19 protein-coding genes and 1 tRNA gene are annotated in these 12,980 nt (G+C 57.6%); 13 read left to right on the top strand and 7 right to left on the bottom strand.

Going from position 1 to position 12,980, the window contains the following annotated elements:
• Window positions 1–135: 135 nt before the first annotated feature.
• From ACR0B0_RS02560 to nthA, 3 genes are read right to left on the bottom strand one after another with little or no spacing between them, the layout of a single operon-like run.
• Window positions 136–474 carry a nitrile hydratase accessory protein gene (locus tag ACR0B0_RS02560; RefSeq protein ID WP_170348283.1) on the bottom strand — a complete coding sequence of 113 codons (339 nt, stop codon included), beginning with the start codon at window positions 472–474 and terminating at the stop codon, window positions 136–138.
• The gene (gene nthB, locus ACR0B0_RS02555; protein WP_170348282.1) at window positions 471–1,148 is read right to left on the bottom strand and encodes a nitrile hydratase subunit beta; all 678 of its coding nucleotides are present in this window, start codon (window positions 1,146–1,148) and stop codon (window positions 471–473) included. The genes ACR0B0_RS02560 and nthB overlap by 4 nt, the downstream gene beginning before the upstream one ends.
• Complete coding sequence (nthA, locus tag ACR0B0_RS02550) at window positions 1,145–1,759, bottom strand: nitrile hydratase subunit alpha (protein WP_170348281.1); 615 nt, start codon at window positions 1,757–1,759, stop codon at window positions 1,145–1,147. The genes nthB and nthA overlap by 4 nt, the downstream gene beginning before the upstream one ends.
• A 150-nt stretch (window positions 1,760–1,909) precedes the next feature.
• On the opposite strand from nthA, the gene secG reads away from it, so the two are divergent.
• From secG to ACR0B0_RS02500, 10 genes are all read left to right on the top strand, one after another.
• Window positions 1,910–2,275, top strand: a complete 366-nt coding sequence (gene secG, locus ACR0B0_RS02545; protein WP_058280875.1) for a preprotein translocase subunit SecG — start codon at window positions 1,910–1,912, stop codon at window positions 2,273–2,275.
• Window positions 2,276–2,434: 159 nt separating this feature from the next.
• Window positions 2,435–4,078 (top strand): CTP synthase, encoded by a 1,644-nt coding sequence (locus tag ACR0B0_RS02540; RefSeq protein ID WP_170348279.1) that lies wholly within the window; start codon window positions 2,435–2,437, stop codon window positions 4,076–4,078.
• Between the two features lie 101 nt (window positions 4,079–4,179).
• Window positions 4,180–4,953, top strand: a complete 774-nt coding sequence (locus tag ACR0B0_RS02535) for an isocitrate lyase/PEP mutase family protein (RefSeq protein ID WP_480646284.1) — start codon at window positions 4,180–4,182, stop codon at window positions 4,951–4,953.
• Between the two features lie 121 nt (window positions 4,954–5,074).
• The gene (locus ACR0B0_RS02530; RefSeq protein WP_170348277.1) at window positions 5,075–5,524 is read left to right on the top strand and encodes a tellurite resistance TerB family protein; all 450 of its coding nucleotides are present in this window, start codon (window positions 5,075–5,077) and stop codon (window positions 5,522–5,524) included.
• Between the two features lie 20 nt (window positions 5,525–5,544).
• Entirely contained in the window at window positions 5,545–5,982 is a 438-nt protein-coding gene (locus ACR0B0_RS02525) for a tellurite resistance TerB family protein (protein ID WP_170348276.1), read from the top strand.
• On the top strand, window positions 5,979–6,719 hold the full coding sequence (locus tag ACR0B0_RS02520) for a phosphate/phosphite/phosphonate ABC transporter substrate-binding protein (RefSeq protein ID WP_480646282.1): 741 nt from the start codon (window positions 5,979–5,981) through the stop codon (window positions 6,717–6,719). Before ACR0B0_RS02525 ends, ACR0B0_RS02520 begins: the two co-directional genes overlap by 4 nt.
• A gap of 137 nt (window positions 6,720–6,856) precedes the next feature.
• A complete protein-coding gene (locus tag ACR0B0_RS02515) occupies window positions 6,857–7,633 on the top strand; it encodes an ABC transporter ATP-binding protein (RefSeq protein ID WP_480646280.1) in 777 nt (258 codons plus the stop codon).
• Between the two features lie 34 nt (window positions 7,634–7,667).
• Window positions 7,668–8,381, top strand: coding sequence for a transporter substrate-binding domain-containing protein (locus tag ACR0B0_RS02510; RefSeq protein WP_170348273.1), 714 nt, complete (start codon window positions 7,668–7,670; stop codon window positions 8,379–8,381).
• A gap of 72 nt (window positions 8,382–8,453) precedes the next feature.
• The gene (locus ACR0B0_RS02505; RefSeq protein WP_170349373.1) at window positions 8,454–9,341 is read left to right on the top strand and encodes an ABC transporter permease; all 888 of its coding nucleotides are present in this window, start codon (window positions 8,454–8,456) and stop codon (window positions 9,339–9,341) included.
• Window positions 9,338–10,144, top strand: coding sequence for an ABC transporter permease (locus tag ACR0B0_RS02500; protein ID WP_170348272.1), 807 nt, complete (start codon window positions 9,338–9,340; stop codon window positions 10,142–10,144). The genes ACR0B0_RS02505 and ACR0B0_RS02500 overlap by 4 nt, the downstream gene beginning before the upstream one ends.
• 103 nt (window positions 10,145–10,247) lie before the next feature.
• Here the strand turns inward: ACR0B0_RS02500 and ACR0B0_RS02495 are convergent.
• Together ACR0B0_RS02495 and ACR0B0_RS02490 are read right to left on the bottom strand one after the other, a co-directional pair.
• Window positions 10,248–10,324, bottom strand: a tRNA-His gene (locus tag ACR0B0_RS02495).
• Between the two features lie 47 nt (window positions 10,325–10,371).
• Entirely contained in the window at window positions 10,372–10,854 is a 483-nt protein-coding gene (locus tag ACR0B0_RS02490) for a GNAT family N-acetyltransferase (protein WP_480646278.1), read from the bottom strand.
• Window positions 10,855–10,931: 77 nt separating this feature from the next.
• On the opposite strand from ACR0B0_RS02490, the gene ACR0B0_RS02485 reads away from it, so the two are divergent.
• Window positions 10,932–11,120 carry a DUF6324 family protein gene (locus tag ACR0B0_RS02485; protein ID WP_226688614.1) on the top strand — a complete coding sequence of 63 codons (189 nt, stop codon included), beginning with the start codon at window positions 10,932–10,934 and terminating at the stop codon, window positions 11,118–11,120.
• 4 nt (window positions 11,121–11,124) lie between these two features.
• Here the strand turns inward: ACR0B0_RS02485 and ACR0B0_RS02480 are convergent, their stop codons facing one another.
• Entirely contained in the window at window positions 11,125–11,556 is a 432-nt protein-coding gene (locus ACR0B0_RS02480) for an MmcB family DNA repair protein (protein ID WP_170348269.1), read from the bottom strand.
• A gap of 115 nt (window positions 11,557–11,671) precedes the next feature.
• On the opposite strand from ACR0B0_RS02480, the gene ACR0B0_RS02475 reads away from it, so the two are divergent.
• Window positions 11,672–11,992, top strand: a complete 321-nt coding sequence (locus ACR0B0_RS02475; RefSeq protein ID WP_480646275.1) for an ArsR/SmtB family transcription factor — start codon at window positions 11,672–11,674, stop codon at window positions 11,990–11,992.
• Window positions 11,989–12,414, top strand: a complete 426-nt coding sequence (locus tag ACR0B0_RS02470; protein ID WP_170532836.1) for an SRPBCC family protein — start codon at window positions 11,989–11,991, stop codon at window positions 12,412–12,414. Before ACR0B0_RS02475 ends, ACR0B0_RS02470 begins: the two co-directional genes overlap by 4 nt.
• 216 nt (window positions 12,415–12,630) lie before the next feature.
• Here the strand turns inward: ACR0B0_RS02470 and ACR0B0_RS02465 are convergent, their stop codons facing one another.
• A complete protein-coding gene (locus ACR0B0_RS02465; RefSeq protein ID WP_480646273.1) occupies window positions 12,631–12,936 on the bottom strand; it encodes a hypothetical protein in 306 nt (101 codons plus the stop codon).
• Between the last annotated feature and the right edge of the window lie 44 nt (window positions 12,937–12,980).

Below are 12,980 nucleotides of genomic sequence, written 5' to 3'. Positions count from 1 at the left end.
CAGTTCAGAACCGCGCAATGTGCGGTGCCTCCGGCGGGGATAGTTTCGGCCAGATGAAGTATGGCTCCCCTGTTCATCCGGCCTCAAATATCTTGGAGGAGTCGCCCAGAACAGGCGGCGGGGGCAGCGCCCCTCCTATTCGCCTGCCGCCAAATGCACCGGTTGACCGTGTGGCGTCGTCAAATAAGCCTCTTCCCAAGCATTTCTCATGCGTTGAATGTCACCTGGTAACGTCGAACCTTGTTCGACCAACAATTGCTCCAAGTTCTCCAGCCACGCGTGAAAATAATCATTCCCGCCATCCAGTTCCTTGTCCAACCCGTGCAATTTCAAAGTATGCGAAAATCGATCGGCCCAATCTGACCACTCGAATTGTCCAGCTTCGTTCAATGCAACTGTCAGGGCGAAGACCTGCGCATGCCAGGGTTCGGCAAAAACCGGCTCTGGTGCGGAATGGGTGGTACAGGTGCTCATACGGGCTCCAGATAGCTTTGCCACAAGTCCAGAACGACCTCGTCTTTGGGATGCTCCGGGTCAGCCCACAACTCGGACGCGGCAAATGCCACCGCATAAAGGGGTTCTGGCGCCTCGCCCAAACCATGTGCATTTGAATCTGGCAACACATGCGTACCGTGCAGCCGCAAAATTCGGCCATTTGCACCCGATGCATAGATTGGCAGTCGCGTATGGCCGCCACTCACTAGACGATTGGCTGCCGGATCCACAGTTCGGACATTCTGCCCGACTTCAAACTGTATCGGCACGTCCGAAGCCCGGTCTGCTGGCCCGCCTTTGGCCAAGGCTCCCGAGACGGTCCCGGCTTTCAGAACACGGGCTGCCAACGGGTGTGGGTCGTCGGTGCCTGCGCCCGACAAATCATCCAAGGTCAGCACCCCCTTTTCGACCAGCAGGTCGGCCAGACCGGATATCCACTTTTCATAGTAAGAGAACCGTGCGTAGTCCTTGGGCGACAGCCTTTCGCGCGCGTGGCGCGAGACGTCAATATTCCATTGCCCCAGAAACCCGACCGCCAGCGTCACGGCCAAGGCGCGACCATGCCAGTCCTCGGCAAAGACCGGGGCGCTTTCGGCCTCGGGCGTGACCGGACCGTCCCCAAACCGACCACCCATATCGTGAACACGGGTCATGACGGCACCTTAGGCAGGCCCGTGCCAATCATGCTGTCACGGGTAACAAGCGCAGCAAGGTCCTCTTCTCCCAGCCCTTCTGTGCCTTCCGGGCGCATGGGAAGCACGAGGTAGCGAATCTCTGCGGTCGAATCCCATACCCGCACGGATGATTCTGGCGTCAATTCGACACCGAATTCGGCCAAGACCTTGCGCGGCTCACGTACCGCTCGAGCGCGGTAGGCGTCGGACTTGTACCAACCCGGTGGAATACCCAGCAAAGGCCACGGGTAGCAGCTGCATAGGGTACAAACGACCATGTTGTGCTGTTCCGGCGTATTCTCGACCACTACGATATGTTCGCCCTGCCGCCCGTAAAACCCAAGATCAGCGACAACAGACGTCGCGTCTGCAAGCAGGGCTTGCTTGAACGCAGAATCGCCCCACGCCTTGGCGACAACGCGCGCGCCGTTCTGTGGACCGATCTTGTTTTGATACGTGTCGATAATCTCATCCAGCGCCGCCGGGTCGATCAGACCCTTACGGGTCAGAATCGTCTCAAGCGCTTTAACTCGAAGCGCGGGATCGGGCGGCAACAGGGCGTGCGGGTGGTCGTGATCGTCATGAGGCATGGCCGCAGCCTGCGTTACGTATCATCTGCCTGTCCAGTCCCTTTGCTGTGATCTGGAATATCACCGTTCGTGATGCCAACTCATCCCTTGCCCCCGAAGGCAAACTTGCATAAGTACCACGCGATACACGCCACGCTGTACAGGAACACCATGGAAAACGTCGTTCTCATCATCCACCTCCTCTTGGCCCTGGGCCTGATTGCCGTTGTTCTGATGCAGCGGTCCGAAGGCGGTGGCCTTGGTATGGGCGGTGGTGGCGGTGGCGCCATGACAGGTCGCGCGGCAGCGACCGCTTTGGGCAAGGTGACCTGGATTCTGGCAGCCTGCTTTATCGTGACCTCGATCACGCTGACCATTCTGGCGGCTCAGAAGTCTTCGGGCAGCTCGGTTATCGACCGTTTGGGCGTTCCGGCACCTGCGGCAACCGAAGAAAGCACCCCGGCGGTTCCGTCGGCGGATGATCTGCTGCCACCGGCGCAGGGCGACAACGCACCTCTGATTCCTCAGGCCAACTGATCCACAAAACCTAGAAATCTGAAAGAGAGCTGCAACAGCATCTTGCGGTTCTCTTGCGCTATTGGCGCGAATCCTTTATACGTGAAGTCCCGTGATGCAGCGGTTTTTCGGAACCGTCGGGCAGCTGATTTTGACGTCTCACGGGAGCAGCCGAAAAACATGGCGCGTTTTATTTTCATCACTGGTGGTGTGGTTTCGTCCTTGGGCAAAGGGCTGGCTTCGGCGGCTCTGGGTGCCCTGTTGCAGGCCCGGGGATACTCGGTGCGTTTGCGCAAGTTGGACCCCTATCTGAACGTCGACCCCGGCACGATGTCGCCCTTCGAACATGGCGAAGTATTCGTCACTGATGACGGGGCTGAGACTGATCTGGACCTGGGCCACTATGAGCGTTTCACTGGCGTGGCGGCCCGCAAAACCGACTCGGTCAGCTCGGGCCGGATTTATTCCAACGTGCTGGAAAAAGAACGTCGCGGCGACTACCTTGGCAAGACCATTCAGGTGATCCCGCACGTCACTAACGAGATCAAGGATTTCATCGCTATCGGCGAGGATGAAGTTGATTTCATGCTGTGTGAAATCGGTGGCACCGTCGGCGATATCGAGGGCCTGCCCTTTTTTGAAGCCATCCGTCAGTTTAGCCAGGACAAGCCCCGTGGTCAGTGCCTGTTCATGCACCTGACCTTGCTGCCCTACATCAAGGCGTCTGGCGAGTTGAAAACCAAACCGACGCAACACTCGGTCAAAGAGCTGCGCTCGATCGGTTTGGCACCCGATATTCTGGTCTGCCGGTCCGAGGGCCCGATCCCGACCAAGGAACGCGAAAAGCTGGCGTTGTTCTGCAACGTGCGCCCCGACAGCGTAATTGCGGCGCAGGACCTTTCCACCATTTACGACGCCCCGCTGGCTTATCACCGCGAAGGTTTGGATCAGGCCGTACTGGACGCGTTCCAGATCAGCCCGGCCCCTAAACCCGATCTGACCAAGTGGGAAGACGTCAGCGACCGCATCCACAACGCCGAGGGCGAAGTTAAGGTGGCCATTGTGGGCAAATACACTCAGCTCGAAGACGCCTATAAGTCGATTGCCGAGGCGCTGACCCACGGCGGCATGGCCAACCGGGTCAAGGTCAAGGTCGAATGGGTGGATGCCGAAGTTTTCGATACAGAAGACGCCGCCCCCCATCTGGAAGGCTTCCACGCGATCCTCGTGCCGGGTGGGTTTGGTGAACGCGGTACCGAAGGCAAAATCAAAGCGGCGCAATATGCGCGCGAACACAAAGTGCCGTATCTGGGCATCTGTCTGGGCATGCAGATGGCCGTGATCGAGGCTGCGCGAAATGCGGCGGGGATCACCGAAGCCGGGTCCGAGGAATTCGACCACGAGGCCGGGAAAAAGCGTTTCGAGCCGGTAGTTTATCACCTGAAAGAATGGGTGCAGGGCAATCACAAAGTCGAACGTAAAGTCGGCGACGATAAAGGCGGCACCATGCGTTTGGGCGCCTATGACGCGGTACTAGCCGAGGGCTCGAAAGTGGCCGAGGTGTACGGTGGCACCAATATCGAAGAACGCCACCGCCATCGTTACGAAGTGGACATCAAATACCGCGAAAAGCTGGAAAAGGCGGGCCTGAACTTTTCGGGCATGTCACCGGACGGACGTTTGCCCGAGATCGTTGAATGGTCAGATCACCCTTGGTTCATCGGCGTGCAATATCACCCCGAACTGAAATCCAAACCGTTTGACCCCCACCCCTTGTTCCGCGACTTTGTGCGCGCAGCCAAGGACAGTTCGCGGCTGGTTTGACCTCGGACAAATCACTGTATTGTGTTGGTCGGCGCGAAACATCTTTACGCGCCGACTATTTGCACGGTTAACTGCCGCCATAGCAGCGACAGGAGACCGGCATGACCAACCAGATTACCCAAGCAGAAGAATTCGCCGCCCTACACAAAAAGGGCGAGCCGGTCATCCTGTACAATATCTGGGATCCGGGCAGCGCCGGGGCTGTCCGCGATGCAGGCGCCAAGGCAATTGCGACTGGCAGCGCGCCGGTTGCGATGGCGCAAGGGTTCGGGGACGGGCAGAAAATCTCACTGGATTCTGCCCTGGACAATGCACGCCGGATCGTTGCCGCGGTGGACCTTCCCGTGACGCTGGATTTCGAAGGCGCATATGCTGAGGATGTGCTAAGCGTCGCCGCCAATGTTCAACTTGCGCTGCAGACCGGTGTCATCGGCTTTAACTTTGAAGACCAAATCGTTGGCACCAGCGACCTCTACGACATCGAAACGCAGGAAGCACGCGTCCAGGCAATGCGCGAAGGCTGCGATGCTGCCGGCATCCCGGCCTTCATCAATGCCCGCACAGATATCTTCCTGAAAGCCAAGCCCGACACTCATGATAATTCGATGCTGGACGATGCGATCGCACGGGCCAAGGCCTATGCCGATGCCGGGGCCAGCGGGTTCTTTGCGCCGGGTCTCAAAGACGAAGGGCTGATCGCTCGGCTCTGCGAATCGACCGAGTTGCCCGTCAACATTATTGCCCTTCCCGGCACCCCCGATACGGCCACTCTGGCGTCACTGGGCGTGGCGCGGGTCAGCTATGGCCCTGTCCCCTATCGGCAGATGCTGGGCTGGCTGCAAGAGCAGGCAAAACAGGCGCTTCAGGCGGGTTGATCCATCCGCAGGTGGATCGCGCTCAGCGTGTTCCTGCCAAATCCGACAGTCTTGCGACCATTCTGCCTATGACGGGTGGTCTGTGCTTGGCGGCCCACAAAATATGGAATAACCTGAGCGCATGTTGAAGAAGTTCTTTCAGGCTTTTCGCCCACCGCAGCACGATAAACTGCCCGACCCGGATGCCGAGCTGGCTCTGGGTGCGCTTATGGTGCGTGTGGCGCAGGCGGATCGTGACTATAAGCTTGAGGAAATCAGCCTGATCGACCGCATCCTTGCGCGGCTCTATCAACACAATGCGATCGAAGCTGCCAAGGTTCGCGCGACCTGCGAAAAGCTGCACGCCGCCGCACCTGAGACGGACACATTCGGCAAGCTGATCCGCGAAACCACCGACCTTCACGAACGCCTTGCCGCGTTGGACGCCCTGTGGGAGGTCGTTCTGGCCGATGGCGATACAGACGAAGGTGAGATTAAGATCGTGGAAGAGGCACGCATCGCCATGGGCCTTAGCTTCAATGACAGCCAGACCGCCCGCGAGCGTGTTCAAAGAAGCTTGGAAGAGCATTAAGCCCCATCTATATCTAACCCATGTTTAGTGATTTCCTGTCCCGGCTGACACAGCCCGCCCCCGACCCGCTTGCCGATGATGATGCCCGTCTGGCCTTGACGGCCCTGCTGGTGCGCATCGCCAGATCCGACAACGACTATGCCGATACCGAGATGGCCCGAATCGACAAGATTTCAGCCGAACGTTATGGCCTGTCCCCGTTCGAGGCCGCCGCCCTGCGCGCCCGGGCCGAAGACCTAGAGTCTGAGGCCCCCGACACGGTCCGTTTCACCCGCGCGATCAAAGAGGCCGTGGCCTATGACGACCGTCTGGCCGTGGTGCAGGCGATGTGGTCCGTCGCTTTGGCCGACGGACAGCGCTCGGGTGAAGAGGATTCGCTGTTGCGGCTGGTGGTCAGCCTGCTGGGCGTCAGTGACGTAGATTCCGCCCTGGCACGTCAAAAGGCCGCCAAGTCGTGATCGCGATGCTGGGCATGTATGACATGCCCGCATTACAGCCTGCGAATGATCGGTTATGGGCGTTGATTCGCGATCACCTGGGCTTTGGCCCGGATCAGCTAACGCGAGACACCGATTTCTGGGATGTCTGGCAACACCCCGACCTGACCTTTGCGCAGACCTGCGGCATGCCTTACCGCACCCGCCTACATGGCAACGTACAGCTGGTCGGCACCCCGGACTATGGGCTTGAGGGGTGCCCGCCCGGTTATTATCACTCCGTTTTTGTGGCCCGAAAAAATGATCCGCGCGATCTGCACGGACTTTCGAACGGCACGTTTGCCTATAACGAGGGCCTGTCACAATCGGGGTGGGCTGCGCCAATGGTTCATCTAGAGGCGCTCAACCTGTGCCCCAAAACCATACTTGAAACTGGTGGGCATGCGCTTTCTGCCGACGCTGTGGCCGATGGCCAGGCTGACTACGCGGCGTTGGATGCATTGACCTGGGAATTGCTCAAGACGCATTCCGACCTTGACGCGTCCCTACGCGAGGTTGGAACGACGCCGCCGACGCCGGCCCTACCCTATATCACGGCCATCGGGCAGGATGCACCAGGTATCGCCCGCGCTGTTCGCGCAGCAATTGATGACCTGAACCCACAAGATCGCGACCTGCTGCATCTCCGCGGCCTGATCACCATCCCTGCCGAGAACTATTTGTCAGTCCCCAATCCGGTCCGAGATTGTGCCATCTGACCCAATCGGTGATCATTTTGGTTAGTACGTTTGGTCAATTTGACGGTTTCAGCACCCGATGATGTCAATTGCGCATTGCATTGCCCCGATTTTTGCGCCCTATTACCGCACCAACACCGACAACACATGGGCCACCCGTGACAGATTCCACTCCCGTTATCGAAATCAAAAACCTCCACAAAAGTTTCGGCCATCTCGAGGTGCTGAAAGGGGTCGATATTACGGCAAGACGCGGGGATGTGGTTTCGCTTATCGGATCGTCCGGGTCCGGCAAATCCACACTGTTACGCTGCTGTAACCTTTTGGAAGACAGCCAGCAGGGCGAGATTCTGTTCAAGGGTGAACCCGTACGCTGGGCCGGTGACCTTCACCATCGCCGCCCCGCCGACCCAAAACAGGTGATGCGCATCCGCACCAACCTGTCGATGGTGTTTCAACAGTTTAACCTGTGGGCTCATATGACCATCCTGCAAAACGTGATGGAGGCCCCGGTAACCGTTCTGGGCCGCGACCCGAAAGAGGTCGAGGATAGCGCCCGAAAATACCTGGCGAAGGTTGGCATTGGCGATAAGTGCGATGTCTACCCGGCGCAGCTTTCGGGCGGTCAGCAACAGCGCGCAGCCATCGCCCGCGGCCTGTGTATGGAGCCCGAGGCGCTGTTGTTCGACGAACCCACTTCGGCACTGGACCCGGAACTGGAACAGGAAGTGATCAAGGTGATCAAGGATTTGGCCGCCGAAGGGCGCACCATGATCATCGTGACCCACGACATGAAAATGGCGGCCGACATCTCAAGCCACGTCGTGTTCCTGCATCAGGGCCTGATCGAAGAAGAGGGCCTGCCAGAAGATGTCTTTACGTCCCCCGAATCCGAACGGCTTCGGGGCTTTCTATCCGCCACTCAGGCGGCTTAACTTCAGGACAGAAAACAAAACTGGGGAGTATCCAATGAAAAAACTGATTCTGACTACTGCAGCACTGGCGCTTGGCGCTGGTATGGCCATGGCAGACACCATCCGCCTGGGCACCGAGGGTGCCTATGCACCGTGGAATTTCGTCAATGACGCGGGCGAGATCGACGGGTTCGAGCGTGAGCTGGGCGATGAGCTGTGCAAGCGTGCCGACCTGGAATGCGAATGGGTCAAGAACGATTGGGATTCGATCATTCCGAACCTGGTGTCGGGCAACTACGACGCGATCATCGCAGGTATGTCGATCACCGACGAACGTGACGAAGTCATCGACTTCACCCACAACTACACCCCGCCGGATCCGTCGGCCTATATCGCCATGTCCGATGGCGTTGATCTGGCAGGCGGCGTGATCGCGGCGCAGACCGGTACTATTCAGGCCGGTTACGTTGCTGATTCCGGCGCAACTCTGGTTGAGTTCGCAAGCCCGGAAGAAACCATTGCCGCCGTACGCGGTGGTGAAGCGGATGCAGTTCTGGCAGACAAATCCTTCCTGGTGCCTTTCACCGAAGATGGCTCGGGTCTAGTCTTTGTTGGCGACGAAGTTCCGCTGGGCGGTGGCGTCGGCATGGGTATCCGTGAATCCGACGGTGAGTTGAAAGAAAAGTTCAACACCGCCATCCAGTCCATGAAGGACGACGGCAGCCTGAACGAGCTGATCACCAAGTGGGAAGTGTCCTCGACCTTCTGATCTTACATTCAGCGGCGCGCCTGATCTTTGGGCGCGCCGCCCATGCGCCCTTGCCAGTCAAAGAGGCCCGCCATTTTCTCGTTCTGCACTGATCCCGAAACACTCGGCACGTTCCGCTGGTTCTCGTGTTATCTGACCAACGGTGTGCATTGGGTGTTCTACCTGTCCTTCTTCAAGGTCTTGCTGTTGCTGGCCATTACGGCGCCGGTCGCGCTGGGTTTTGGGTTTTTGGGCGCTATGGCGGCTCGGTCGCATTTCTTGCCGCTCAGCCTGCTGGGCAAAGGTTATATCGCCGTCGTGCGCGGTGTGCCGGATATTGCCTTCTTCATGTTCTTCGTGATCGCACTGGATCAGGCGTTCGAATGGACTCGTCATCAAATATTGTGCCCGGAATGGACTGATCCGATCCGACAAGGCAATGACTTTATCGTCTGTCAGGCCGCCAAGCTGCCGCTTGGCACTGCCCCCGAATGGGTACACGAAACTTACGGCTTCTTTCTGGCCGTCATCACATTCTCAATCGTTTTCGGCGCCTTTGCCGCCAACGTACTATTTGGCGGTATGCGCGCTGTCCCACGTGCTCAGTTGGAAACGGCCGAGGCCTATGGCATGACCCGCCGCCAGACTTTTTGGCGTATTCTCGTGCCGCAGATGTGGGTATACGCCCTGCCCGGCCTGTCAAACCTATGGATGGTGCTGATCAAGGCTACACCGCTGCTGTTCCTGCTGGGCATCGAAGATATCGTCTATTGGGCGCGCGAGCTGGGTGGGTACAAGAACCCGAAATTCACCCAATACCCGCATGGCGACTGGCGCATGTGGTACTTCCTAGCCCTGCTGGTGTTCTATCTTGGCATGACCCGAGTCTCGGAAATCGGTCTTGAACGGCTGATGCGCCGCCTGTCCCACGGTCAGGCGACCTCGGGCGGAGAGCTGCTGCGCAAGGAGACCACCGCATGAGCTGCTTGCAAACGATCCAGGATTACGGCCTGCGCTCGATCGGGATAGGCGAACGTTTGTTGCCACGAAACGATTTCACCCTGTGCGAACAGTTTACCCTGATCGGCTCGGGCATGATCTGGAACATCTATTTCGGGATCATGGCGCTGGTGACCGGGTTCTTTCTTGCCACCGCGCTTGCCATGGGCAAGGCTTCCACGAATAAGTGGCTGCGCAAACCGGCAGAGTGGTTCATCTTCTTGTTCCGAGGCTCACCGCTGTTTATCCAGTTCTTCTTCGCCTATTTCTTTTTCCTGTCGCTGAAGCAGAGCTATCCGTTCCTCGACGCGCTCACCTCGGCCTGGCTTGGCGCGCTGATCGTGCTGTTCTTCAACACCGCCGCTTATTCCGGCGAGATCTTCTATGGCGCGCTGCGGTCGATCCCCAAGGGTGATATCGAGGCTGCTGATGCCTATGGCATGACAGGCTGGGCACGGTTCCGCCGCATCGTGTGGCCAACCATGCTGCGGCTGGCCTGGCCTGCCTATACGAACGAGGCGATCTTCCTCTTTCATGCCACTACGCTGGTGTTCTTCTCGGCCTTCCCGGTCTGGCAGCAACGTGGCGATGCGCTGTACTACGCGGGCTATTTTGCGGACAAAACATTTAACCCGTTCATCCCCTACCCGATTCTGGCCTTCTACTTTATCCTGCTGACCCTCGTGGTCATCTGGAGCTTTGGTCGCGTGAATAAGCACTTGAACCGACATTTGCCCGCAGAAAAGCGGAGCAAAATGAAGCTGAAACTGAACCTGGCGCGCTAATCACAGGCGCGCCAGTCGTCAAATCTGCCAACAACTACAGCAAAAACAGTCACTGCTCCAAGCAGCACATTTTGCACGTTTTTTCAGACTATATTGAGGGAGATGGTACCGCCTCCCTGGCTTGAACAGGGGACCTCTGGATCCACAATCCAGCGCTCTAACCAACTGAGCTAAGGCGGCACTCGTGAGGGGCGATGTATCGAACGCATCCAAGGAATGCAAGAGGATTAAAGCCGAATTTTCCAGCTTTGTTCGACAAGATCGACACCAAAGGAATGCACTGGCTTACTGTCCAGCAACTGCCATCCATTCGCACGATACAGCGTACAGGCCGCCCTGTGGCTTTCGTGGGTCCAAAGCCGCATTTCCGCGTACCCTGCACCACGCGCATAGCCCATACAGGTGTCCAGCATGCGCTTTCCCAACCCCCTCCCCCGTGCTTCGGGCAGCAACAGAAAGAGCCGTAGTTTTGCAGTATGTTCGTCCAATGCGACGCAGAATATGCTGCCAAGTCTTTGGCCGTCGCTTTCCGCTATCCAGCCGCGTTCACACGTCGGATCATGGCTGGCCACAAAATCCTCCAGAATGCTCTGCACCAAAGCGCCGAACGAGGAATCAAACCCCTCGTCGCGCGCATAATACCGGCCGTGCTGCTCTACTAGCCAGGCTGCATCAGTGGCGCGAAAGGGTCTGATCTGAATATTCTCCATACCTCATCAGACCGCAAAGGCAGCTTGATTCTCAACCCTTTGCGCGTTAGCACGAACACCTAGTCCCGGAGGCGAACATGGGCATCAATACCGAACGCGACATTCAGGCAAACCTGCAGATCGGGCCCACTGATCACGGCATGGTGCGGTTATTCATCGAGGCAGACAACCTCGAAATCCCAATGGATTTCGATCCCGAAGAGGCCGAGGAAATCGCGGATGAAATTCGCGCTGCTGCTCAGGCCGCCCGCGCTGTCCAAAGCTAATCGCTTAAATCCTGGGATCACGTAGCGCTTGCAACCTGCGCGCCGCGTCGGTTGCGAATTTCTGGATCATCTTCTTGCGCCGCGCCGGTGCAACCTTGTCTTCCGGCGCCATGCGCACAATCTCGGCGTCATAAGCGTCGGCGATGATCAGACCGGTTTCCGCAGGAAGCAGATCGGTTGGAAAGTCGATATCGACGGCCCAGAAGAATCGATCACACCACTCCAGATAGCCCTGCCATTTGGAATCGGACTGATAATCAGCTCGGCTGGATTTGCATTCGATCACCCAAAGCTCGCCCTTAGGGCCCAGCCCCATAACATCGACGCGCAGCCCACGCATCGGTACGAATTCTTCAACTGAAACAAAACCATGCGCCGACAAATGGCGGGCCACGCCGCGGGCCAGCTTTTGTCCGGGTTGCAGATCGAGTGTCATTTTAGAAATGTGAACAATTCGTGAACAAAAATCAAGAACCACTTCAGGCTTGACACGATACCATTTGGTACTGCATTTAATATGATACCAAAAGGTATTACGAATGGTGAAGCACATGCAGCCTCAAACCCAAAACGCATTTCGTGCGCTGGCCGACCCTACCCGCAGGGACATCGTTCAGATGCTCGCCGCGCAGGACATGACCATCGCTCAATTGACCGAACGGTTCGACATGACCCGCGCCGCCGTCAAAAAGCACCTGACTGTCTTGTCGGATGGCGGTCTGATCTCGGTCGAGACACGCGGGCGGGAACGTATCAACCGACTGGAGCCAATGGGGATGGCCCCTGTTCTCGACTGGTTCAGCTATTTCGACCAGTTCTGGGACGACCACCTGAACAAACTGAAAGAAGCCATTGAAAGGAAAGACACATGACACATACCGTTCTGCAAAAAACGATCTTTCTACGGGCCGAGCCCACAACCGTCTGGGCCTATTTGACGGACCCGGACCGTCTGGCCGAATGGTTTCACAAACCCGAACGCCCGCTGGCCGCCGGACAAAAGCTTGAGATGTTCGGAACAACCAGTGGTGATCTGTTGATCTGGGGAGAAGTGCGCGTTGCACGCCCACCGGAATACCTGGAATACACATTCACCGTCAAACCCATGGGGGACGCCGTCAGCGTGGTGAAATGGACGCTCGAACCCGTTTCGGGCGGTACACGGCTTGCGTTGCAACACGAAGGGCTGCCTCAGAGTGCCGAAGCCTTTGGTCTGATCCTGTCGCTCGATAGCGGCTGGGATGAGCATTTTGCCAAAATGCGCACCGCCCTGCACGAAACAGTCGATGCCTGACCCCTTGTGCAAACCCGCCGCAACCCCTACTTAGGCGCGTGGCGGGTTCTGCCCTTCTTGTGATAGGTAGCATTCTGGTGGCCTTAAGCAATTCCGAGGGGGCTGGCTCTGTTCAGGTCCTGGCCTGATTACCTGGCGCCCACCTGTACATACAGGTCCTCGGGAATCACACCGCACGGTTGACTGGCGGTCCCGCCACATTTTTCTGAAGCAAAATTACTTCGGCTCAGGCGCGTTCTGTTGAACTGCAACAGGTTCAAAGCTGTGTACGACGGGTGAGCCACGACGCGGACCACCCGGTTTCTCTGCCAAGCTCATGATGGAATAGGCAAATTGAACACCTGCGAAGACAATGCCGTTCATGAACCAGATCATGAACAGCGCTATCAGACCGATATCCGATCCGCCAATCAAACCGCGCAAATTGGCCACGTTAAGCGCCAACAGCACCCCGACAAAGATGGCCGAGATGACAAATCCCCAGATAACCTGAGTGATGTACAATCGGATCAGTTTGGGCATGGCGGACCTCATTGCGCTTGTACAGTCAGTGTAGCGCGTGTCGG

This window comes from Ruegeria sp. BA12, assembly GCF_056539625.1.
The sequence above is the reverse complement of the archived record's forward strand: the minus strand, read 5'-3'. Positions and strand labels throughout refer to the sequence as shown.